General features: G+C 50.1%; 22 protein-coding genes. 14 read left to right on the top strand and 8 right to left on the bottom strand.

From position 1 onward, the window contains the following. Positions 1 to 24: 24 nt before the first annotated feature. The 3 genes from ACR9Y8_RS05500 to hppD form a co-directional block, all read right to left on the bottom strand. Positions 25 to 600 carry a gluconate 2-dehydrogenase subunit 3 family protein gene (locus tag ACR9Y8_RS05500; protein WP_481212234.1) on the bottom strand — a complete coding sequence of 192 codons (576 nt, stop codon included), beginning with the start codon at positions 598 to 600 and terminating at the stop codon, positions 25 to 27. Between the two features lie 166 nt (positions 601 to 766). After that, on the bottom strand, positions 767 to 1,516 hold the full coding sequence (locus ACR9Y8_RS05505; protein ID WP_481212235.1) for a L,D-transpeptidase family protein: 750 nt from the start codon (positions 1,514 to 1,516) through the stop codon (positions 767 to 769). Positions 1,517 to 1,885: 369 nt separating this feature from the next. Continuing rightward, positions 1,886 to 3,013: a 4-hydroxyphenylpyruvate dioxygenase gene (hppD, locus tag ACR9Y8_RS05510; RefSeq protein WP_481212236.1), complete on the bottom strand. Its 1,128-nt coding sequence runs from the start codon at positions 3,011 to 3,013 to the stop codon at positions 1,886 to 1,888. Between the two features lie 104 nt (positions 3,014 to 3,117). On the opposite strand from hppD, the gene ACR9Y8_RS05515 reads away from it, so the two are divergent. Next, positions 3,118 to 3,270, top strand: coding sequence for a hypothetical protein (locus ACR9Y8_RS05515; protein ID WP_481212237.1), 153 nt, complete (start codon positions 3,118 to 3,120; stop codon positions 3,268 to 3,270). Positions 3,271 to 3,424: 154 nt separating this feature from the next. On the opposite strand, the gene ACR9Y8_RS05520 is transcribed toward ACR9Y8_RS05515, so the two are convergent. Next, on the bottom strand, positions 3,425 to 4,426 hold the full coding sequence (locus ACR9Y8_RS05520; protein ID WP_481212238.1) for an aldo/keto reductase: 1,002 nt from the start codon (positions 4,424 to 4,426) through the stop codon (positions 3,425 to 3,427). A gap of 139 nt (positions 4,427 to 4,565) precedes the next feature. On the opposite strand from ACR9Y8_RS05520, the gene ACR9Y8_RS05525 reads away from it, so the two are divergent. Continuing rightward, positions 4,566 to 5,126, top strand: a complete 561-nt coding sequence (locus ACR9Y8_RS05525) for an HD domain-containing protein (RefSeq protein ID WP_481212239.1) — start codon at positions 4,566 to 4,568, stop codon at positions 5,124 to 5,126. 78 nt (positions 5,127 to 5,204) lie between these two features. On the opposite strand, the gene ACR9Y8_RS05530 is transcribed toward ACR9Y8_RS05525, so the two are convergent. Together ACR9Y8_RS05530 and ACR9Y8_RS05535 are read right to left on the bottom strand one after the other, a co-directional pair. Beyond that, the gene (locus ACR9Y8_RS05530) at positions 5,205 to 6,362 is read right to left on the bottom strand and encodes a homogentisate 1,2-dioxygenase (protein WP_481212240.1); all 1,158 of its coding nucleotides are present in this window, start codon (positions 6,360 to 6,362) and stop codon (positions 5,205 to 5,207) included. A gap of 397 nt (positions 6,363 to 6,759) precedes the next feature. Next, a complete protein-coding gene (locus tag ACR9Y8_RS05535) occupies positions 6,760 to 7,506 on the bottom strand; it encodes a M12 family metallo-peptidase (protein ID WP_481212241.1) in 747 nt (248 codons plus the stop codon). Positions 7,507 to 7,860: 354 nt separating this feature from the next. On the opposite strand from ACR9Y8_RS05535, the gene thrA reads away from it, so the two are divergent. From thrA to rpe, 5 genes are all read left to right on the top strand, one after another. Beyond that, positions 7,861 to 10,311, top strand: a complete 2,451-nt coding sequence (thrA, locus tag ACR9Y8_RS05540; protein WP_481212242.1) for a bifunctional aspartate kinase/homoserine dehydrogenase I — start codon at positions 7,861 to 7,863, stop codon at positions 10,309 to 10,311. A gap of 26 nt (positions 10,312 to 10,337) precedes the next feature. Then, the gene (locus ACR9Y8_RS05545) at positions 10,338 to 11,267 is read left to right on the top strand and encodes a homoserine kinase (protein WP_481212243.1); all 930 of its coding nucleotides are present in this window, start codon (positions 10,338 to 10,340) and stop codon (positions 11,265 to 11,267) included. Between the two features lie 92 nt (positions 11,268 to 11,359). After that, a complete protein-coding gene (gene thrC / locus ACR9Y8_RS05550) occupies positions 11,360 to 12,667 on the top strand; it encodes a threonine synthase (protein WP_481212244.1) in 1,308 nt (435 codons plus the stop codon). A gap of 377 nt (positions 12,668 to 13,044) precedes the next feature. Then, complete coding sequence (locus tag ACR9Y8_RS05555) at positions 13,045 to 14,055, top strand: tetratricopeptide repeat protein (protein WP_481212245.1); 1,011 nt, start codon at positions 13,045 to 13,047, stop codon at positions 14,053 to 14,055. A 92-nt stretch (positions 14,056 to 14,147) separates the two neighbouring features. Continuing rightward, complete coding sequence (gene rpe, locus ACR9Y8_RS05560; protein ID WP_481212246.1) at positions 14,148 to 14,813, top strand: ribulose-phosphate 3-epimerase; 666 nt, start codon at positions 14,148 to 14,150, stop codon at positions 14,811 to 14,813. A gap of 118 nt (positions 14,814 to 14,931) precedes the next feature. On the opposite strand, the gene ACR9Y8_RS05565 is transcribed toward rpe, so the two are convergent. Then, positions 14,932 to 15,327: a response regulator gene (locus tag ACR9Y8_RS05565; protein WP_481212247.1), complete on the bottom strand. Its 396-nt coding sequence runs from the start codon at positions 15,325 to 15,327 to the stop codon at positions 14,932 to 14,934. A gap of 188 nt (positions 15,328 to 15,515) precedes the next feature. On the opposite strand from ACR9Y8_RS05565, the gene purE reads away from it, so the two are divergent. From purE to ACR9Y8_RS05590, 5 genes are all read left to right on the top strand, one after another. After that, positions 15,516 to 15,971 (top strand): 5-(carboxyamino)imidazole ribonucleotide mutase, encoded by a 456-nt coding sequence (purE, locus tag ACR9Y8_RS05570; RefSeq protein ID WP_481212248.1) that lies wholly within the window; start codon positions 15,516 to 15,518, stop codon positions 15,969 to 15,971. An 80-nt stretch (positions 15,972 to 16,051) separates the two neighbouring features. Further along, positions 16,052 to 17,011: a PhoH family protein gene (locus ACR9Y8_RS05575; protein WP_481212249.1), complete on the top strand. Its 960-nt coding sequence runs from the start codon at positions 16,052 to 16,054 to the stop codon at positions 17,009 to 17,011. A 296-nt stretch (positions 17,012 to 17,307) separates the two neighbouring features. Then, complete coding sequence (locus ACR9Y8_RS05580) at positions 17,308 to 17,772, top strand: DUF4878 domain-containing protein (protein ID WP_481212250.1); 465 nt, start codon at positions 17,308 to 17,310, stop codon at positions 17,770 to 17,772. 257 nt (positions 17,773 to 18,029) lie between these two features. Further along, a complete protein-coding gene (locus ACR9Y8_RS05585; RefSeq protein WP_481212251.1) occupies positions 18,030 to 18,569 on the top strand; it encodes an inorganic diphosphatase in 540 nt (179 codons plus the stop codon). A gap of 6 nt (positions 18,570 to 18,575) precedes the next feature. Next, complete coding sequence (locus ACR9Y8_RS05590) at positions 18,576 to 18,944, top strand: sulfite exporter TauE/SafE family protein (protein ID WP_481212252.1); 369 nt, start codon at positions 18,576 to 18,578, stop codon at positions 18,942 to 18,944. Positions 18,945 to 19,005: 61 nt separating this feature from the next. On the opposite strand, the gene ACR9Y8_RS05595 is transcribed toward ACR9Y8_RS05590, so the two are convergent. Next, positions 19,006 to 19,785 carry a C40 family peptidase gene (locus tag ACR9Y8_RS05595; protein WP_481212253.1) on the bottom strand — a complete coding sequence of 260 codons (780 nt, stop codon included), beginning with the start codon at positions 19,783 to 19,785 and terminating at the stop codon, positions 19,006 to 19,008. A gap of 93 nt (positions 19,786 to 19,878) precedes the next feature. Between ACR9Y8_RS05595 and ACR9Y8_RS05600 the strand changes: the two genes are divergently transcribed. Both ACR9Y8_RS05600 and ACR9Y8_RS05605 read left to right on the top strand, forming a co-directional pair. Next, positions 19,879 to 20,454: an RNA polymerase sigma factor gene (locus ACR9Y8_RS05600; protein WP_481212254.1), complete on the top strand. Its 576-nt coding sequence runs from the start codon at positions 19,879 to 19,881 to the stop codon at positions 20,452 to 20,454. Continuing rightward, positions 20,444 to 21,577 carry a tetratricopeptide repeat protein gene (locus ACR9Y8_RS05605; RefSeq protein ID WP_481212255.1) on the top strand — a complete coding sequence of 378 codons (1,134 nt, stop codon included), beginning with the start codon at positions 20,444 to 20,446 and terminating at the stop codon, positions 21,575 to 21,577. The genes ACR9Y8_RS05600 and ACR9Y8_RS05605 overlap by 11 nt, the downstream gene beginning before the upstream one ends. Positions 21,578 to 21,640: the final 63 nt, after the last annotated feature.

The raw sequence follows: 21,640 nt of genomic DNA on the forward strand, positions 1-21,640 counted from the left end.
AGCCAATAGCCAGCAGCTCCATTATCAGGTCGCCCATGCCTTGTCGCCTTTTTTGTAAGGCACACAGCCCTCATACCTACCCGGTACGGCTACGTAGCGCAGGGCTTTGGTAGCGCCTGGCTCAGAGGTGAAGTAACCCAGCAAGGTCAGTTCTTTGATATACTGGAAATAATGGGTAGGATCTTCCTTCTGCTTGTTCTCTCTTTTGTTATAAGCCACGCGCTCCTTGTCTATCTCCGTCAGCACGGCTGTTTTCTCTTCGGGGCTCAGGTCCACGAATTTTTTCTTGTACTGCTTGTCGCTGGCCTCGTCTACCTTTTTCAGGCCGTCCAGCAGGATTTGCTGGTCTTTCTGATCATAGCAGTCGCTCATCATGGTAACGATGAATTCCTCTACCTTCGCGGCTTTTGCGCCAGGCGTATCGGTCTCGGGAATAATGGTTTCCGCTATTTCAGCCAGGATAGATTTGGTCTCCGGCGCCTGCAGGGCGTAGTTCTTTGGCGCCGAGCTTTTACAGCCTTCCAGGGCTGCTAACGTGGAAGCAGAAATGGCGCTGCCGAGGAGGATGGCAACGTTCTTAATGGCATCTCTTCTATTCATAAACGTAAATTAATTTGACCTTTGGCTCAAGTTTCGAAAAAAAAGTGATAAAACAAACACCGCTTGTAAAATAATCAATAATTGACAATTAATATTGAATAAATACAAAAGGCCGTTTCCCCGCCGGAAAACAGCCTTTGAAATGACGTTGTGGATCCCCCTGCCCTTACATTACGTATTTGCCCTTGTTATCCACCAGGACAACCGGCAGGCGGTGATGCTTCTCAAAATAGTCGTAGGCGCTTTTCAGCTCCACCCAGAATTGCTGGGAAGAGTTGTCTGTCAGCGATACACCACCGAGATAGTCCATAGAGCGGACATTGCCAAACTTCACCGGGTACACATGCACCGGTATGAAGTCTTGTCCGGCGTTCTTGGCGTTCACGCACAGGATATACACCTCCTCTATAAACTCGTCTGTAAGCGGGATACAGCCTATGGTCAGGCAGCTGCCATGGATATAGATGTCGCCGCCCGGCTTTTTCGGATCGCTCAGGATCTTGTCCGAATAATTAGGATAGTTCAGCCCCAGTGAAAGATGGTAATTGCTGTTGGGATTGAAGTCGTTGATATAATAGAAGCCTTCCGGTACCTGGCGGTCCCCTTCCTTGCGCTTGGGGCCCATTTTACCTGATAAGGTACAAACCCGGTAGGATTTGAACAGGCGGAAAGTATCGTTCACATTGTTCTTTACCCACACCTCCAGCTCGCTATCCAGCTTAAAGGAGCGTAAAAAGATATACTTGGCAGGGTAAGTCAGGCCCTTCTTTTCAAACTCCTTCTTCAGGGACTCCTCCTTCTCCCGGAAAGCCATCCCTACCTTGGGAAACAGCTTCTGGTTCTCCAGGAACGATTGTTGGGCCCTTACACCATAAACACTCAACATCAGCAATACCGCTACAATGATCCGCTTCATATTCTTTTTAACAAAATTTTAAAATGTCGTCTGTGACTAGAACAAGTTTATATAAGCAAGTAAAAATAGTACCAATGCAAAAATAATATATATAATCATACCAATTTTACGGTTGGCAAATCGTAAAACATAATGCTCATGGCCCTGGTAGATAAGATAGGCGGTAATAGACTGAAAAATCCCTCCCAACAGGAACAAGATACCGAATAATGTTTGTGTTCTCATAAAACTAACGTGCTATAATAAAAGATATTGCTTATAACCATGCGCCCGCCAAAATACAAAAAGGCTGTTGCAATGTAGCAACAGCCCCCGGAGATTTAACTACAACGGAAACAGCATCACAGATCAGATGCGGAACGGATAACTTTATAAGTTCCCTCTAAGCGCCTGTTCCCTTTCTATTGATTCAAATAATGCCTTGAAATTGCCTTTACCAAAGGATTTGGCGCCTTTGCGCTGGATGATCTCAAAGAACACCGTAGGGCGGTCCTGGATTGGTTTCGTGAAGATCTGCAGCAGGTAGCCTTCTTCGTCCCGGTCTACCAGTATGCCCAGTTCACGCAGGGGAGTAATATCTTCGTCGATCTTCCCTACCCTGTCCAGCAGCTCGTCGTAATAAGAGCCGGGCACTTTCAGGAATTCCACCCCTCTTTGCTGCAGTGCACTTACCGTATGGATAATATCGTTGGTAGCGATGGCAACGTGCTGTACACCGGCGCCGCCATAGAAATCCAAATATTCTTCTATCTGTGATTTCTTCTTGCCTTCGGCCGGCTCGTTAATGGGAAACTTAACGCGGCCGTTGCCATTGCTCATTACCTTGCTCATTAAAGCGGAATACTCCGTAGAGATATCTTTATCGTCAAAGGAGATCAGGTTATGAAAACCCATGGTGTTGGCGTAATAGTCCACCCAGGTATTCATCTCATGCCAGCCAACATTGCCTACGCAGTGGTCTACGTATTGCAGGCCGGTTTCTTCAGGGTTGTACGCCGTCTTCCATTCTTTATAGCCGGGCAGGAAAGGCCCATTGTAATTTTTCCGTTCTACAAAGATGTGCACGGTATCGCCATAGGTGTGAATACCGCTACGCACTACTTCTCCAAACTCATCCTTTTCCACGGTAGGTTTCATAAAGGGTTTGGCCCCTCTTTTAACGGTCTCTTCAAAAGCTGAACGGGCATCGTCTACCCACAGCGCCAGCACTTTTACGCCGTCCCCATGCTTTTCAATATGGGCGGAGACCTCGTTACCGGGCTTCAGGGGGGTGGTCAACACAAAACGTAATTTGTTCTGTACCAGCACATAGGAGGCCCTGTCTTTCACGCCGGTTTCGGGGCCCGCATAAGCGGCAGACTGAAAACCGAAGGCGGTTTTGTAGAAATGCGCCGCCTGTTTGGCGTTGCCCACATAAAATTCAACGTAATCAGTGCCATTCAGGGGCAGGAAATCCTGTGCCTGGGTATTAACGGCATTAGCAGTAGCTATATCCATATCTGTAAGCTTTAGATAGATTGTTTTGGTGTATGAGATCGTATAATTGAATCAGATGTAAAGGTGTATGACAATAACAGGCAGGCGCTGGTGCTGTGGGAGTAATGGAAAGATGGCAAATAAGAAAACAGAAGATCACTACCCGCAGGCAGCACGGCGCCTTATCAGGCGATAAACGAATCCATGGCCAGGGTGGCCATGAGGAAGTAGTATTTAATATGGCGCTGGTCAGCGCTGTTATATGTGTGCAGGTTTAGCATGAAATAGTTGCTAATGCAATTATACGAAAAAAGTTTGAAGTTTGAAGTTTAAGGTTTGAAGTTCAGGAAATGTATGCCATCCCCGCTTACTATCCCTGAACTTCTAACCTCCAACGAACCTCAAACCTCAAACTTCAAACTTCAAATTCCATTACGCTGGCTGCACCAGGTCCACCTTATACAGCCTTTCATTAATAAAATTAATCTCCTCCGGGCTCAGCCTCACTTCAATCGCTTTCGCATTTTGTATCGCCTGGTTCGCATCCCTCGCTCCTACCAGCGCCACTGTAATACCCGGCCTTTCAATGGTCCAGCGGATCACCAGCTGCGCCAGGGTAGCATTCTTACTTTCCGCCATGGGTCGCAGCTCATCCAGGAAGGCATTGATACGCGCCAGGTTCTCCGGCTGGTAGAACTTGGTCGTGGGGCGATGATCGCCTTCTCCAAAAGAATGCCCCGGTTTGATCTTTCCAGTGAGGATACCTCGCTGCAGCGGGCTATAAGCCAGGATGCCTTTCTTATTTTGAATACAATACGGCACTAACTCTTCTTCAATCGTTCTCTCCACCATGCTGAACGGCACCTGGTTGGAGGCCAGCCTGATGGTTTGCTCCGCTTCCTTCATCTGCGCTACATTGTAGTTCGACACTCCGGCTTCCAGGATCTTACCCTGCTCCTGCAAACGCAGCAAAGCTTCAAAAGTTTCAGCAATGGGCGTGGTCACATCGGGCCAGTGGATCTGCAGCAGATCGATATAATCGGTGCCCAGTCTCCGGAGGCTGTCTTCACATTCTTTGATCACGCTTTCCTTGCCTGCATATTTGTAGATGTCGATATCCTTACCGCTGTTATCCTGACTTTTGAAAGCCAGCGTACCCTTGGTCTCATCCCAGCGCATACCGAATTTGGTGAGCACCTGTACCTTATCCCTGGGAATACTTTTCAGGGCTTCGCCCACGATCTCCTCGCTCAATCCCTGGCCATAGATGGGGGCGGTATCTATTGAAGTCACACCATGATCCACCGAAGCCTGTATGGCTTCCAGTGCGTCTTTGCGCTCTGCGCCTCCCCACATCCATCCACCAATGGCCCAGGCGCCAAATGTAATAGCCGATACTTTTAATTTGCTCTCTCCTAATTGTCTGTATTCCATATGATTTGAAGATTTATTAACAGAAATGGGTTTCCTGAACAATGGTACCAAAGATAATCTGGAAATACATGCCTGCGGCAGGGGGAAAAGGTATTTTTTTTGATAGGACTATTATATTTAATCGGATAGCTGCTTTACAATGGAAACTATACTCCAACAGGTACGGGATTTTGCAGATCAGGCGCATGGAGAACAGATGCGGAAGTATGCTCCTGAACGGTATATCGAGCATCCACTGAGGGTGATGGCCATCGTCCGGGAATATACTTCCAATGTCTCTATACTCGCAGCCGCGCTGCTGCATGATGTGCTGGAGGATACACCAGTAAATAAGCAAGGCATCACAGATTTCCTGCAGCCATTGATGCCGCCACAGCAGGTAGCCCGTACGGTACAATTAGTAGAAGAGCTGACAGATGTGTATGTAAAGGCGAATTATCCGCACTGGAACCGTCGTAAAAGAAAAAGTAAAGAAGCAGAAAGAATGGAGCAGACAAGTGCAGATGCACAGACCATTAAGTATGCCGATATTATGGATAACGCCGCACAAATCGTTGAGCAGGATCCTGATTTTGCTAAGGTATTCCTTTCTGAATGCAGGGCGCTGCTGATAAAAATGAATAAAGGCCATGCAGGCCTGCGGGATAAAGCTGCCGCAATAGTAAATAATGCGCTCTCCCGGTTAAAAGCTACTGAATAAGTGATTTTTTTGAATAGTGCATTTCATACGAGGCTGACCGGGTATCAAGGTCAGCCTCGTAAAAAATTTGCTGTACAGCTACTCCGCCCAACTCATCACATACTTCGTATCCTCTATCTTCAACGCCTCTTCCGTGATCTGCAAGGGATGAAAAGTATCCACCATCACCGCCAGCTCTTTCGTCTCCTTCGCACCAATACTCTTCTCCACCGCGCCCGGATGCGGCCCATGCGGTATCCCACCGGGATGCAAGGTGATCATCCCCCTCGTTACATGCTTGCGGCTCATAAAATCTCCATCCACATAATACAACAGCTCATCACTGTCTATATTGCTATGATTATACGGCGCGGGAATAGACTGCGGGTGATAATCAAACATCCTCGGACAAAAAGAGCACACCACAAAATTACTTCCCTCAAAGGTCTGGTGCACCGGCGGCGGCTGATGCACCCGTCCCGTGATCGGCTCAAAATCATGAATAGAAAATGCAAACGGATATTCGCATCCATCCCAGCCAATCACATCAAAAGGATGATGCCCATAATGGATCGGGTACATCATGCCCTTCTTCTTGATCCGGATCAGGAAATCACCTGCCTGGTCTATCGTTACCAGGTCCTGCGGCTGGCGGATATCCCGCTCGCAGAAGGGCGCATGCTCCATCAGCTGGCCGTATTGGCTCAGATACCGTTTAGGGAAACGGATAGGGCTAAACGATTCTACGATGAACAGGCGGTTCTCGCTGCCTGCAAACGCTATCTGGTAAATGGTGCCCCTGGGGATCACCAGGTAATCACCATAGCCAAAAGGCAACTGCCCGTATTGTGTATGTAAAATACCGGAGCCCTCATGTACGAAGATCAGCTCATCGGCATCTGCATTTTTGTAGAAATAATCCTGCATGCTCTGCTGCGGCGCTGCCAGCGAAATATGACAATCGCTGTTCACCAGCACCGGTTTACGGCTCGCGAGGTAATCTGCCACCGGCCGGATCTCAAAGCCCTGGAAGCTGCGGTGCTTCAGCATCTTCTCTTCCGCTATGCGGGGCGCTACGGAATAGGGCTCATCCACCCGCGTGATCTCTGTAGGCGGATGACAATGGTACAGCAGGGAATAGTGGGATGAAAAACCTTCCGTAGAGAACAGCTGCTCTGAATACAGGCCGCCGTCCGGCTTACGGAACTGGGTATGACGTTTATGGGGAACTTGTCCCAGTCGATGATATTGAGGCATGTTACAATGATTTTGATGTATGATGAATGAAGCGGGTATCTGGTTATGCAGCATAAGCTGCTAGCTGCTAGCTGCTAGCTGCTAGCTGCTAGTAGCTAGAAGCTAGTAGCTAATATCTGGCAGCTCCACCTATAACCGAATCCATCGCCAGCGTGGCCAGCAGGAAATAGTATTTCCATTTCCTCTTGTCGATGTGATATGTGAAATTGCGGAAGTAAGTCATAACGTTCAGCAAAGATAAAATATTAGTTTGAGGTTTGAAGTTTGAGGTTCAGGATAGGCATGCTGAAACGGCATATCTGTCCTGAACCTCAAACGTTTAACAAACCTCAAACCTCAAACTTCAAACCTCAAACCTCAGACTTCAAACTTCAAACCTCAAACCTCAGACTTCAAACTATTTCCCCCCGTTTGCCTTCAGATCAGCCAGGCAGGCATTATCAAAATTTGGGATGACACCGCCCAGGGAACCCAGTATATCAGTTGTTTCAGCGGCGTAATACATCAGGCAGTCCTCGTTGCTGCAGTGGTTTCCATGCTGCGCATCCTTATGGGGCGTTTGCATGGGAGAGCCGATATCTACCAATCCCAGTAAATGCCCCAGCTCATGCTCCATGACGGTAGACTCCAATACCGTACGGCTGGACTGCCCTATCCCGCCAGAGTGCTCAGCTACCGTTTTGCCAAAAAGACACATAGAGGTGTTGCGATAGGCGATGCCCAGCACACCGTTTTTGTTATAAGCCCCGCTGGTAAAGAGAAAATAAATGCCCATTTCCGCCCCCCGGGTGTACACCGTGCGGTACTGCTTTTCCAACATGGCCACCTCGTCTAACGACAATACCTCCTTGGTGCTGGCAGGTATTTCCTTATACACCACCTGTACGCCCCCGGGCTTATTCAGGCGGGTGTTGATCAGGGACAGCAGATGATTCACCGCCGCATCCTCCGGCCGGAAACCCGTCATATACTGGATCTCGATCCTCATGGAACCGTAGGGCGCCCCGCTGAGCAGGTCGTGGGCAGCAGCTCCTGTGCCTTTGTTGTTGTAATCTACCGGTAATGCGTTGCCTGGTTTGTCGTCGGACTTACTGCAGCTGAATAATGCCGCCAGCATAAACAGGAGTAACAGTTTTTGCCTCATATGATCACAGGAGTATTAATAATAATATGCACCCGCCCCAATAATTGTCAATTTCTCTTAACAACGTAATTTTATTTAAATAATTTCAAAACTTTGACAATTGTATTGTTTTTTAAAGATTAAATGTTCACTTTTGTTGTCGGAAAGTAAAATCTCTTTAATAGTGCTACTGAAATCCACATATTTCACTTCTGCTTCCCGCTCCTGCTCCGGAGCTGGCACCAGCACTATTACAACAACCACAATTACAACCCCGCTCCGGGGTTAATGTTAACATATCACCCAGCGACCACTAGTTAAGTGGTAAGTTCCCGGAAGGGAGATCACCTTTTGTACGCACAAATACTCTTTCACATGCAGGTATTAAAATTTGGAGGTACTTCCATGGGCAGTACCAGAGCCATAGAACAGGTTTGTAATATTATCCTTCATCAGAAGCCCCAGGGCCGCTTTGTTATTGTGGCTTCCGCGATGAGCGGCATTACTGATAAGCTGATCCGCTGCGGACAGCTGGCCGGACAAGGACAGGAGCAGTATAAGGACGCGCTCGGGGAGATCGAGGCCCAGCACCTCGATACCATCCGTGGCCTCTTCCCTATTACCGTCCAGAGCAGCCTGATAAGCCAGGTAAAGAAAAAGCTCAATGCCCTCGAGATCCTTTGCGATGGTATCTTCCAGGTGGGAGAGCTGAGCAAACGTTCGCTCGACAAGATCATGAGCTTCGGAGAACTGATGTCTTCCTACCTTCTCGCGGAAAAGCTGAAACAGCTGGGCGCCCCGGCCGTATGGAAAGACAGCCGGGAGCTGATCCTGACAGACGCCCACTTCGGCTCCGCACACGTTAACTTTTTAGCTACCAATCACCAGATAGGCGAATATTTCCAGGAAGAAAGAGCCGATTATGTAGTGGTACCGGGCTTTGTGGCCGCTACTCCCGAGGGAGAGACCACTACCCTGGGCCGTGGCGGTTCTGATTACACCGCCGCCATTATGGCCGCCGCCCTCAACGCGGAAGTACTGGATATATGGACCGACGTTAGCGGCATGATGACCGCCGACCCGCGCCTGGTATCCCAGGCAATCCCCATCCCCTATATCAGTTACGAAGAGGCCATGGAGCTGTCCCACTTCGGCGCCAAAGTGATCTATCCGCCCACCATCCAACCGGTAATGAATAAACGCATCCCTATCTGGGTAAAGAACACTTTCGTTCCCGAAGATCATGGCACCCTGATCCATATACAGGACGGGCATAACCGCAGCTACCCGGTAACCGGTATCTCCGGTATCCAGCACATTGCCCTGCTTACCCTGGAAGGCAGCGGCATGATCGGCATCCCCGGCTTCTCCAAACGCCTCTTTGATGCGCTCCTGCAGGAACGCATCAACGTGATCCTGATCACCCAAAGCTCCTCCGAGCACTCCATCACCGTAGGCATACACGAAGCGGATATGCTGAAAGCCAAAACCACGGTGGATAGCGAGTTTGCACAGGAAATACAGGAAAAGCAGATAGAACCGCTGCTCGTGGAAAGAGATATGTGCATCGTAGCCGTTGTAGGCGACAAGATGAAGAACCACCACGGCACCAGCGGAAAGCTGTTCGGCGCACTGGGCCGCAATGGCGTAAATGTACGCGCCATCGCACAGGGCTCTACTGAAAAGAACATCTCTGCCGTGATCAACAGGGCCGATATTAAAAAGGCCCTGAACGTGATCCACGAGGCTTTCTTTGAAGAGCCCCTCAAGCAGGTGAACGTGTTCATTGCGGGCGTAGGGAATGTAGGCGGCAAACTGCTGGAACAGCTGGAGCAGCAGCACGATTACCTGCAACAGGAGCTGGGCCTGCAGATCAGGGTAACGGGCATTGCCAACAGCAAGAAAATGCTGTTCGGGCATGAGACCATTAACCTGTCTCAATGGCGTGAGCAATTACAGGAACAGGGCGAGTCTTCCGATATGTGGGCTTTTGTACAAAAGATCAAATCCCTCAACCTGCGCAACAGCGTATTTGTTGATAATACCGCCAGCCCGGATGTAGCGGCCGTTTACGGCGAGTTTCTGCAGCATGGCATCTCTGTGGTGACCTGTAACAAGATCGCCTGCTCAGCAGACTATGCTGCCTATAAAAAGCTGAAAGACCTGGCCCGCCGCTATAACGCTTCCTTCCTGTTCGAAACCAATGTGGGCGCCGGCCTCCCGGTGATCAACACCCTGAACGACCTGATACGCAGCGGCGACAAGGTGAACAGCATAGCAGCCGTATTATCGGGCAGCCTCAACTTCGTATTCAATCATTTTGTTGGCGATGCTTCCTTCCGCGAAGTAGTACAGGCAGCGCAGGACGAAGGCTATACCGAGCCCGATCCGCGTATAGACCTCAGCGGTACAGACGTGATGCGCAAGATCCTGATCCTGGCGCGCGAAAGCGGCGCTGTAATGGAGCTGGACGATATCACCAACCACTCCTTCCTGCCAGCCGCCGCCCTGGAAGCGCCTTCCGTAGCGGAATTCTATGAGCAGCTGGATGTGCATGCAGATCATTTCAAACAGCTGCGCCAGCAGGCCGATAATGAAGGTAAACGGCTGAAGTTTGTAGCCAGTTATGAGAACGGTAAAGCATCCGTAGGGCTGCAGTCTGTTGCGCCGGATCATCCTTTCTTCAAGCTGGAAGGCAAGGATAATATTGTACTTTACACTACTAACCGGTATTCCCAGCAACCGCTGATCGTAAGAGGCGCCGGAGCAGGCGCAGATGTAACGGCATCCGGGATCTTTGCAGATATTATCAGAACAGTGAGATAAATGAACCAACGCTTAAACCAAACCAAATGGACTGTATAAAAGTATTTGCCCCCGCTACCGTTGCCAATGTAGCCTGCGGGTTCGACGTAGTAGGACTGGCCATGGATGCACCCGGCGACGAGATGATCATCCGGAAAAGCGACATACCGGGTGTGCAGATCAAAGCCGTCCACGGCGCCCGTCTCTCTACCGACGCCGCGCAGAACGTGGCTGGGGTAGCACTGCAGGCATTGCTACAGAAGTATGACAACCCGGAAACCGGTTTCGAAGTAGAGATCTTCAAAAATATACAGCCCGGCAGCGGCATCGGCTCCAGCGCCGCCAGCTCTGCAGGCGCCGTGGTTGGCGCCAACCACCTGCTGGGGCAACCCTTTACATCCAAGCAGCTGGTACGCTTTGCCATGGAAGGCGAAAGACTGGCCAGCGGCGCCGCCCACGCCGATAACGTAGCCCCCGCCATCATGGGCGGCTTTACCCTGGTAAGAAGCTACAAGCCGCTGGACATTACTGGTCTGCACACACCGGATGATCTCTGGGTAACCGTGATCCATCCGCAGATCGAGGTAAAAACCTCCGACGCCCGCGAGATACTGAAACAGAAAGTCCTGATGACAGACGCCATCCGCCAGTGGGGCAATGTAGGCGCCCTGGTAGCAGGCCTGTACCAACAGAACTATGGCCTGATCAGTCGCGCACTGGAAGACGTGATCGTGGAACCCGTACGCGCCATCCTCATCCCGGCCTTCTATGAGCTGAAGCTGAAATGCAAGGAAACAGGCGCGCTGGGAGGAGGCATCTCCGGCTCAGGCCCTTCCGTATTCATGCTGAGCAAAGGAGAAGCCGTTGCCCGGCAGGTAGCTGCTACCATGGATAGCGTATATGCGCCTTTGGGCGTGGATTATAAAGTACATGTTTCACCGATCAATAAAGAGGGAGTGAAAATTATAAGTCATTAGTCGCAAGTCGTTAGTCGTAAGTAATTAGGCCGAATTATTTTCGCTTTATTCACTGACGACTGACAACTGACGACTTACAACTAACAACTGGCATGCAATATTTCAGCTTAAACGATAAACAACACCAGGTATCTTTTGAACAAGCCGTGGTAGCCGGTCTGGCGCCCGATAAAGGGCTCTATTTCCCGGACCATGTTCCTGTTTTGGAAAAAGACCTGGTGAATTACCTGGAGAACTATGACGATCTTGACATTGCCTACAGGGCCATCCAGCCTTTTGTTGGCAACGAGATCCCCAGCGCCACCCTGCAAAGTATCATACACGACACGCTCAATTTCCCTTTTCCACTGCAGCAAGTGGAGAAAGACATCTATGCACTGGAACTGTTCCATGGCCCCACCCTGGCCTTCAAAGATGTAGGCGCCCGCTTTATGGCAGGCTGCCTGGGCTATTTCCGCCGTAATGACGAAAGGCCGGTCACCGTGCTGGTGGCCACCTCGGGCGATACCGGCGGCGCGGTGGCCGCGGGGTTCCATCACGTACCGGGCGTACGGGTAGTGATCCTCTATCCCAGCGGTAAAGTGAGCACCCTGCAGGAGAAACAGCTGACCACCCTGAACGGCAATATCACGGCCCTGGAAATACAGGGTACTTTTGACGATTGCCAGCGCATGGTGAAGACAGCCTTCCTGGACCAGGAGCTGCAGCAGCGTTGCCTGCTCACCTCGGCCAACTCTATTAACGTGGCGCGCTGGCTGCCGCAGATGTTCTACTACCTGCTGGCCTGTAAGCAGGTGAACGTGGAGGGAATGAACCCGGAAATCGTGTTTTCTGTGCCCAGCGGCAATTTCGGCAACATTTGCGCCGGTATCATGGCCACGGCTATGGGATTGCCCGTACGGCATTTTGTAGCCAGCACCAATGTGAATGATACGGTGCCCCGCTTCATGCACAGCGGACAATATGAGCCGCACCCGGCCACCCCTACCCTGTCTAACGCCATGGATGTAGCGGATCCCAGCAATTTTGTGCGCATCCTGCAGCTGTTCTCCAACAGCCTGCCCTCGCTGCAGCAGAAAATGTCGTCCTACAGCTTTAACGACCACCAAACCGTGGCCGCTATGGAGCAGGTATGGAAAGCTCACGGTTATATGCTGGACCCCCACGGGGCCGTAGGCTACCTGGGCTTAAAACAATACCTGGAACAAGCGGGCAGTCCCGCCACCGGCATCTTTCTGGAAACCGCCCACCCGGTAAAGTTTGCAGATACTGCTCCAAAAGAACTACAGGCGGCTATTGAAATCCCGGAGAGGGTGAAGGCGCTGTATGCACTACCTAAGCATGCCGTGCTGCTGCCAAATGACTACGGAGCGCTCAAAGAATGGATGATGCAATTCTAGCTAATTTTAGATAATTTCTCTTAAAAAGCTGGCAAAATTGCCAGCTTTTTCTATTTATCAGCCCTTTCATAGTTAAAACCTATTACTCTTTGCTGCTAGTTCGGCTGGAAAGCTGTATGGCTGCGGCTTTTCAGCAGGATATCTGCCCTATATAAGCCTGTTATCTGGGAGTTATAAGTGAGATATAAGCCCTTTTTATAGATCGCAGTTATCTCCGATATATCCTGGATGGCTCTCGTAGAAAGATATGTGAACCCATAAGATCCTGCATGGATTCCAGCCGGTCATTTGCAACGGTTCTTTCCAGCCGCCCAGATCCCCGATATTATTTTTTTTCCCTATCCTTCTTATTTTCGTGCCTTGTTTAGACTGATCTTATGAAATATCTGCCACTGTTATTTTTGCTCCTATGCCTTGCTTGTCAGCAAAGCGGTACCCGCCAACAGGCGAACCAGCCCGGGGATTCTGTATTACACAGCCCCCTGTTGCTGCCGCTGACGGACTCCATCCGCCAGTTCCCGGACAATGCCAACCTGTATTTCCGGCGCGGACTGCTGCTGTTCAATACCGATCCGGCGTTGGCCCTGAACGATTTTGAGAAGGCGGCACAGCTGGATCCCAAGGCTACCGACCATTGGGCAGGTGCAGGGGAAGCCGCACTGGTAACAGAGCAGTATGAAAAGGCAGGCAATTTCTTTGAGAAGGCCCTGCAAACCGTTCCGGGGAATACTTATTTGCAATACCGCCTGGCCACAGCCTGGATAGAAAAAGGCCATTATGAGCGGGCAGACAGCCTGGCCGGGGTGATGGGCGAAAAGCCTGAATCTGTGCCGCAATCTTTTTACCTGAAAGCCCGTATTGCAGAAGACAGGAAGGATACCACGCAGGCCATTGCCCACCTGAAAGCAGCCGTAACGGCCGGGGGCAAGGAAAGTGAATACAATGCCGTACTGGAGCTGGCAGACCTGCTGCACAGCCGCCATGCCACGGATGCGCCTAAATATTACGAGCTGGCCCTTGAGCTGGACCCAACCAATGCTGATCCCCTCTTTGAGCTGGCAAAATATTACGAGGAGCTGGGCAAAGCAAAAGAGGCCACCGCTACGTATAAACGCTGTGTGGAGACCGATCCCGGCTATGCCCCGGCCTATATTGCCCTGGGTAAACAGGAAACCGCCCGCCAGCAATGGAAAGCGGGGCTCTCTTATTTTAACCTGGCCGCCAGGGCGCGGCCCAATGAGGCGGAAGCATATTACTATCGCGGTGTGTGCTATGAGCAGCTGGGCAATAAGGCAGCGGCTGCAGATGACTACAGGAAAGCGATCTCATTTAAAAAAGATTACCGGGAAGCAAAGGAAGCCCTGGAGAAAATTGCAAATTCCAAATAACAAATTCCAAACAGACGACAGATTAGCGCTTGCAACTTTGGAATTTGGGATTTGGAATTTGGGATTCGAGATTTGCCCCTTAGATTTACAGAATGGAAAAGAAGCACGTAATAGTAGCGCCATCCCTGCTGGCTGCTAACTTCCTGGAACTGGCGAAAGAAGTGGATATGGTGAACCGCAGCGAGGCTGAATGGCTGCACCTGGACGTAATGGACGGGCAGTTTGTGCCCAATATCAGTTTTGGCCTTCCCGTTATATCGCAGGTAACCAAACGCGCAAGCAAGGTCTGTGATGTACACCTGATGATAGAACATCCTGAACAGTATGCTGAAGCCTTTCAGAAGGCCGGCGCCAATATACTCACCGTACATGCGGAAGCCTGTGTGCACCTGCATCGTAATATACAGCAGATAAAATCGCTGGGCATGAAAGCCGGTGTGGCGCTGAACCCACATACGCCCGTGCAGATCCTGGAGAACGTGATCAAAGATATAGACGTAGTGCTGGTAATGAGCGTGAACCCGGGCTTCGGCGGACAATCCTTTATTCCGCAAACCCTTCCCAAGCTGCGCCAGCTGAGGGCGCTGATCAATGAGCACCAGGCCCATGCCCTGATAGAGGTAGACGGCGGCATCACAGTAGATAACGCGGCTACCATTGTGGAAGCAGGTGCAGATGTGCTGGTGGCGGGCAACACGGTATTCTCCGCTCCGAGGCCGGAAGAAGTGATCAAACAACTTAAGAATTGTCTGGTTTGAGGTTTGAAGTTTGAAGTCTGAGGTTCGTTGGAGGTTGGAGGTTCAATGCCAGTAACGGGCCTTGGAAGGCTAATCCAACTTCAAACTTTTAACGACCCTCAAACCTCAAACTTCAAACTTAGCTTTCTGCTAACTGTAAGATGATGTCCCTTGACAACGGTTTGGTCAGATAGCCTTTCACAAAAGAATAGGCGTTTACGCGCTCGCGGTCATTCTCGTCAATAGAGGAAGTTAACACGTAGATGCTGATGTCCCTGGACAGGGAGGTGTAAAATCCTGCATATTCCTCCAGGAAGTCCCACCCATCCATAACGGGCATGTTAAGATCCAGTAGTATTACGTCCGGAAGCTGTTCACCGTTCTGGCGGTGATCCCGCAGATAACTCAATGCCTCCTGGGCGTCCGAAAAAGTCCTCATGGCGTTACTGATCCCCTGTCTGTCTATCATGATCTTGGCAATCTGCTGGTGGATCGGATCGTCATCCACGATAAAAATCAAATTGAGCCGGTTCATAGATGGGGCTTGTTCAAAACTTAAATGTAAGAATAATTTGCTAGTCCACGGTCCATAGTCAATGGTCCATAGCAAGTTATGTTGTTCAGCTGCCTGAGAAACGATGTAGTCTATGGACCATTGGCTATGGACTACCGACTAAAAATTTCGCTCACATCCACTATCTTTGCCCGCAAAAACAACAACAGATGAAGGTATTGATTCTCATGGGTTCAGAAACCGACAAGCCTGTAATGCAGGAAGCGCAGAGCTATCTCCAGTATTTTAACATCACCGGCGACATGGTAGTGGCCTCTGCCCACCGTAATCCGGAGAAGGTAAAAGAAGCGGTGACCAACGCCCCGCAGAATGGCTATGGCCTGATCATTGCAGCGGCCGGTATGGCGGCGCACCTCCCCGGAGTAGTAGCTGCCTATACGCATTTACCTGTATTAGGCGTACCTTTGGAAGGTGGATTACCCGGCGGCATAGACGCCTTATATTCAATTGTGCAAATGCCTTCAGGCATACCTGTTGGAACGCTGGCAGTAGGCAAAGCAGGCGCCAGGAATGCAGCAGTACTGGCGGCACGTATATTCGCCCTGGGCAACCCGGCAGTAGCAGAGCGGCTGGAAGCCTTTAAGCAGAATGGCTTCCGAATTTAGTAATTGCTTAACACCTAATGCTATCCGGTTTGCACAGAAATCATTTATATTACAAATCATTCGTTAAAACCGTACTATAATTGACAGAATCAATCATCAACCTCGATAGTATTAACCCTATCGAGTTTTTCGGAGTTAACAACGGAAAACTCGATCTGCTCAAAAAGAAATTCCCACTGCTGAAAATACTTTCCAGGGGCACACAGCTGAAATTATCCGGGGCGCCTGAAGAGGTAGCCACTGCTAAGGATAAGATCGGCCAGATCGTGAAGTACCTGGAGCGTAACGGCAACCTGACAGAAGGTTATTTTGAACAGCTGCTGGGCGACGAAGAAAGCGTGGACAATTTCACAGAGCGTAACCCGAACGATGTACTGGTGTTTGGTCCCAACGGACGTACCGTAAGGGCCCGGACAGCCAACCAGCAGAAGATGGTGGCCCTGGCAGAGAAGAACGACGTCGTGTTTGCCATCGGCCCCGCCGGTACTGGTAAAACCTATACAGCGGTAGCATTGGCGGTACGCGCCCTTAAGAACAAGGCCGTACGCAAGATCATACTCACCCGCCCGGCGGTGGAGGCAGGCGAAAGCCTCGGCTTCCTGCCCGGGGATCTGAAGGAGAAGATCGATCCCTATCTGCGCCCGCTGTACGATGCGCTGGATGATATGATACCGGCTGATAAGCTCAGCTATTTTATGACCAATCGCGTAATTGAAATAGCGCCTCTCGCGTATATGCGTGGCCGTACACTGGACAACTCCTTCATTATCCTGGATGAGGCCCAGAACGCTACGGACCTGCAGCTGAAGATGTTCCTGACCCGTATAGGCGCCTCTGCCAAAGCGATCATCACCGGCGACCTTACGCAGATAGACCTGCCCAAGAACCAGAAATCCGGCCTGGAAAAAGCCACCCGGATCCTCCGGAATATCGATGGCATCGGCTACCTGCAGCTGGATGAAGAAGATGTGGTAAGGCACCGCCTGGTAAAGGCCATTATCAGGGCATACGAGGGAGCCAAGGAAAGGGAGGAGCATTAGTCGATGGTCCATAGTCCATGGTCCATGGTCCATAGCATATACAGTTGTTTTAGTATGCCGCCTAAAGGATAACTGAAATAACAGGATATGCTATGGACTATGGACCATGGACTTTAGACTGTAGACTTTATCCACAATTAACACTTCGTTAACAGCGTTTATAGTATGTTCAACGCCTGAAATTCGGGGACGTTGTGCCGGGTAGGTTGCATTTGTCAAACATAGCATGCTGCTTTCTTTTGTAGATTTCGACTTTCCCCCTATTTTTGTTAATGATATTTTAATTCAGCGACTGCATGACCAATTATTTGCGAATTCTTACCCTGGCCTTTATTACGGGAATTATGTTGAGCGGTTGTAAAAAACGGGCTACTCCTCAGGAAGTTGCCCTCGAGTTTATGCATGCGATACAGGAATCCAATTTTGAACAAGCCAGGGAATACGCCACCAAAGAGTCGCAACAGGTAATACAACTCTACTCCTTCTTTGACGCCCGCCGCAATGACACCGAGCGTGAAAAGATCAAGAATGCAAAAATAGAGGTGATCGACAGCAAGGAAAATGGCGACAAGGCAACTGTTACTGTACTCAACTCATCTTCCAAACAGAAAGAAATGTTGCAGCTGGTAAAGGAGCATGGGCAGTGGAAGATCTCCCTCACCTTTGAGAGCATTATCCCTAACTATATTCCTCCTGCTACTTTTGATTCCAGCGCGATTATGCAGCCTGATACCTTAATGCCGCCTGTACCAGTGAAATGAATTAATAATTAAGAATGAATAATTAATAATGGGGGTAGCCGTGTCTGGCAGGATACGGGCGTTCCGCTATTATTAATTCCTTAGTTCAGGAATTTGGAATCTGGATTTAGAGCTTTATTTTTGCCAGCGCTTAACAGTACTGCCGGAAAAGCTTATGGCCAACCATTTATACGTCAGCCGTTTACGGCAGGGCAAACAGTGAAACAAGCATCGTAAGTTATTTATCAATTGGAGAAACAATAAAAGAAAAGCAGATTATGACAACAAATCCATGGCATAGTGTTAGTCCCGGATCAGAAGTGCCTCACATCGTAAATGCAATCATCGAAATTCCGAAAGGCTGCCGTGCCAAATACGAACTGGATAAAGAGAGCGGGCTTTTGAAGCTGGACAGGGTGTTATATTCTTCCGTTTATTACCCGGCCAACTATGGCTTTATACCACGCACCTATTGCGATGATCACGATCCGCTGGATATCCTCATCCTCTCCCAGGTAGACGTAGTGCCCCTGTGCATCATGGAAGCCAAGGTGATCGGCGTAATGCAGATGATAGACAGCGGCGAGGCCGACGATAAGATCATTGCTGTTGCCGCCAATGATATGAGCGTGAACCATATTAACGACATTTCGGAACTGCCTCCGCACTTCATAGCAGAAATGCGTCACTTCTTTGAGGAATACAAGAAGCTGGAAAACAAGACCGTGAAAGTGGAAGAGTTCCAGAACAAACAGGTAGCAGAGCGGATCATCGAGGAAAGCATCAAATTGTACGAACAAATGTTCACCAATAAATAATTGCGCATGTCCCTTCCCATTATCCTGGGGTTAATTATCCTGGGCGTGCTGGCAGGCGTTTTTAGTGGTGTAGTAGGCATCGGGGGCGGTATTATCATAGTACCGGCCCTGGTGTATCTCTTCGGTCTCTCGCAACACCAGGCGCAGGGCACCACCCTGGGATTGCTGATGTTCCCGGTTGGCATTATGGCCGTGCTGCAATATTACAAACAGGGCTATATTGATTACCGTTATGTGCTCTTCATTGCTGCCGGCTTTGTGGCGGGCGGATACCTGGGCGGGAGGCTGGCTGTAAACCTGCCTGACCACCTGATCAAAAAGATCTTTGCGCTGCTGATGATGGCCATTTCGCTCAAGCTATTGCTTGAGAAATAACGAATGCCGGATATCATATCCCCCACCCCAAATACTCACACGCCCCAATGTTAGAAAAATTTTACGCCAGCAATCGTTTAATGATCCTGAGCTTGTGTGTACGCAGGCCGGTGTCTTTGTTAATGATGCCCTGGTTATCGATCGGATCGATCCTTACCTTGCCGGATGCATGGATGATCTCCTGATCGTTCAGCAGGATGCCCACATGCGTAATGCGGCCTTCGGCATTATCAAAGTAAGCCAGATCGCCCGTACGCGCTTCCTGCAGGAAATCGACCGTAACGCCCTGGGTAGCCTGCTGGTAAGCATCGCGCAGCAAAGGAATATTGAGGATCTTAAATACAGACTGTGTGAAGCCCGAACAGTCGATCCCGAACACAGAACGGCCGCCCCAGAGATAGCCGGTATTGAGGAACCGGGAAGCAATGCGCATCAGCTGCTGCTGCACGTCTCCGGCTGCGGGGGAAGCGAGCGGGTGTATTTCCTCAAACTGTACCTCAGCCTTTCCCCAGGTTGTTCGTTTGGCCCCTGGCTCCGCCTTGATCAGGCATCCGTAGGGAATGTACATGGGCCATCCGTTCAGGCTCACCGGGCTTACCCAGTGAGGCGCGTAATGGGTGTAAGGCGCATCAAACAACTGCTGGTCAATGGCTTCGAGATGACTGCCGGTTGTCCAGCCTTCATATCCGTCGTATTGGGTCTTTATTTTTACCCATCCGTCGGCCCCGGTTTCGAGGAGTGTTACGCATTCTCCCCATAACCCCTGGGAAATCATTTCACTACGATGAGACGGCTCCGCACGCAAGGGACTAACCGGCACTACGATGATGGCGTATGGCATATTAATTGTAAATAGTATGTTATTATTTTATGGAATAATGCGAAAATAAATGAACCATTTTTGCATTCATACGTAAATATATATAATAAGGCAATGTACCAACAATTAAGTAATCTTTCCGACAAAGAGTTGATATCCCGGGCCAGGAAATTGAAGGACCGGGAGGCCGAAGGCGTGCTGCTGGAAAGGTACAGCCACCTGTTGGTTGCGATCTGTTTGCCTACATTGAAAAATAACCCCGGCACAAGTGCTCAGACCCTTTTTCCTTCTCTGCTCCAACGCCTGAGCAATGGCCTGAAAACCCAAAGCATTCAGAAAGCCAGTGAATGGGTACACCAAACCGCCAGAACTTATTTTGCCCATCCAGATAAGCAGATTCCCTATTACCCTTCGAGGGAAGCGAGAGAACAGCTGCATACTGAAAACAGGGTAGAAAAAGCCGCTTCTAATACGATAGAAAAACAGACACTCATCACCCAGATACAACAGGCGCTTGCAGGGCTTAGCACAGACGACCGGTACCTGGTGGAACAATTTTATCTGGAAAATAAAAACTTTGCCGATCTGGCTGCTCAAAAAGGATATACACCCGAAAAAGTCCGGCATCTCCTTAAAAAAGCCAAGAGCAGACTGGCCATGCAACTCACGAATCAATCCCATGTCAAATAGTATCAGTTATAATGAACGATTGCTGAAGATCTTTGCGGGTGTACGTTGCCTTAATAAAGATCAGTTGCCCAGGTACCTGGAAGGCAGGCTGACCGATATTGAAAAGCACCTGGTGGAACAGCACCTGGTAGACTGCAACCTGTGCTTCGACGCCTTACAGGCGCTGCACAAGGAAGGACAGCTGGAGAAATATGTGAGCCTGTCCACCGGCATCCAGCAATATATCCGGGACAGCATCAAACCCGTATCCCAGCTGCAGAAAATGGAACGTTATGTGCGCAGGGCGAAAAAACGGGAAAGCCTGCTGATCTATTTCTGGCTGGTAGCTTTTGTTGCAGGAGGCGGCAGCCTGCTCTACTTCATGCAGCAATATAACCGAAACAAACCTGTGATGGCGCGGCCCGCAGCCGTACCGGTGGTACCTGCAGCCGCCATAGCGTCTGCACCACCGCCAGCTGCAGACAGCCAGACCTTGCAATCTAAACCGGTGATACTGGCGTCCACACCAGGCGCCAATACAACGTCCGCTAATACAGTGCCCGCCGCTACGCCGCCGCCCGCGGTAAAAGACAGCGCTAAAGCTGCACTTGCTAAAAAGGCAGCTGCAGACAGCGCTACCAGAAAGGCCGCTGCAATTGCTGCAGCTAAAGCAGCAGACTCCCTCCGGCTGAAAAAGGCAGCCGCTAAAGACAGTGTTGCCAAACCCCAGGTGAAGAAGGATACCCCTGTGATGGCAGCAGCCGCCGCCGCAGATAAAACAGACAAGAAAGACGACAGCAATAATAACAGCAAGGGCAAGGAGAAAGACGAAAATAACAACACTGCCAGCAAACCGGCCGCTGCAAAGACTGCCCCCTCCTCCTCTGCCATAGTGGACACAGATGAATACCTGTACAAGGCAGCCATGGTGTACCAGCAACAGGGCAACCTGGATGAAGCTATTTCCCGCTATAAACGCCTCACTGCCAATAATGGCCGTGTAGGCGAAATGGCCCGCTACCAGATGGGCGTTTGCTATCGCAGCAAAGGCCAGACAGGAAAAGCCAAACGCATGTTCAAGGAAGTAGTACGCATGGACGGAACAATGAAGCAGGCCGCACAACAGGCACTGGATAACCTCTGATATCAAGAGTTTGACACAAACATGCTATGCCAACAGTCACCGCTTAATTGTGGAATTTAATAG

Source organism: Chitinophaga sp. SVR4-12A, from assembly GCF_056754765.1.

Coding starts and splice junctions, on each gene's coding strand:
- ACR9Y8_RS05565 (WP_481212247.1), bottom strand. CDS start 15,327: ATGAACCGGCTCAATTTGATTTTTATCGTGGATGACGATCCGATCCAC.
- ACR9Y8_RS05600 (WP_481212254.1), top strand. CDS start 19,879: ATGTACCAACAATTAAGTAATCTTTCCGACAAAGAGTTGATATCCCGG.
- ACR9Y8_RS05530 (WP_481212240.1), bottom strand. CDS start 6,362: ATGCCTCAATATCATCGACTGGGACAAGTTCCCCATAAACGTCATACC.
- ACR9Y8_RS05525 (WP_481212239.1), top strand. CDS start 4,566: ATGGAAACTATACTCCAACAGGTACGGGATTTTGCAGATCAGGCGCAT.
- ACR9Y8_RS05580 (WP_481212250.1), top strand. CDS start 17,308: ATGACCAATTATTTGCGAATTCTTACCCTGGCCTTTATTACGGGAATT.
- ACR9Y8_RS05595 (WP_481212253.1), bottom strand. CDS start 19,785: ATGCCATACGCCATCATCGTAGTGCCGGTTAGTCCCTTGCGTGCGGAG.
- thrC (WP_481212244.1), top strand. CDS start 11,360: ATGCAATATTTCAGCTTAAACGATAAACAACACCAGGTATCTTTTGAA.
- ACR9Y8_RS05605 (WP_481212255.1), top strand. CDS start 20,444: ATGTCAAATAGTATCAGTTATAATGAACGATTGCTGAAGATCTTTGCG.
- ACR9Y8_RS05535 (WP_481212241.1), bottom strand. CDS start 7,506: ATGAGGCAAAAACTGTTACTCCTGTTTATGCTGGCGGCATTATTCAGC.
- ACR9Y8_RS05515 (WP_481212237.1), top strand. CDS start 3,118: ATGGAAAGATGGCAAATAAGAAAACAGAAGATCACTACCCGCAGGCAG.
- ACR9Y8_RS05585 (WP_481212251.1), top strand. CDS start 18,030: ATGACAACAAATCCATGGCATAGTGTTAGTCCCGGATCAGAAGTGCCT.
- hppD (WP_481212236.1), bottom strand. CDS start 3,013: ATGGATATAGCTACTGCTAATGCCGTTAATACCCAGGCACAGGATTTC.
- ACR9Y8_RS05505 (WP_481212235.1), bottom strand. CDS start 1,516: ATGAAGCGGATCATTGTAGCGGTATTGCTGATGTTGAGTGTTTATGGT.
- purE (WP_481212248.1), top strand. CDS start 15,516: ATGAAGGTATTGATTCTCATGGGTTCAGAAACCGACAAGCCTGTAATG.
- rpe (WP_481212246.1), top strand. CDS start 14,148: ATGGAAAAGAAGCACGTAATAGTAGCGCCATCCCTGCTGGCTGCTAAC.
- ACR9Y8_RS05500 (WP_481212234.1), bottom strand. CDS start 600: ATGAATAGAAGAGATGCCATTAAGAACGTTGCCATCCTCCTCGGCAGC.
- ACR9Y8_RS05545 (WP_481212243.1), top strand. CDS start 10,338: ATGGACTGTATAAAAGTATTTGCCCCCGCTACCGTTGCCAATGTAGCC.
- ACR9Y8_RS05520 (WP_481212238.1), bottom strand. CDS start 4,426: ATGGAATACAGACAATTAGGAGAGAGCAAATTAAAAGTATCGGCTATT.
- thrA (WP_481212242.1), top strand. CDS start 7,861: ATGCAGGTATTAAAATTTGGAGGTACTTCCATGGGCAGTACCAGAGCC.
- ACR9Y8_RS05590 (WP_481212252.1), top strand. CDS start 18,576: ATGTCCCTTCCCATTATCCTGGGGTTAATTATCCTGGGCGTGCTGGCA.
- ACR9Y8_RS05555 (WP_481212245.1), top strand. CDS start 13,045: ATGAAATATCTGCCACTGTTATTTTTGCTCCTATGCCTTGCTTGTCAG.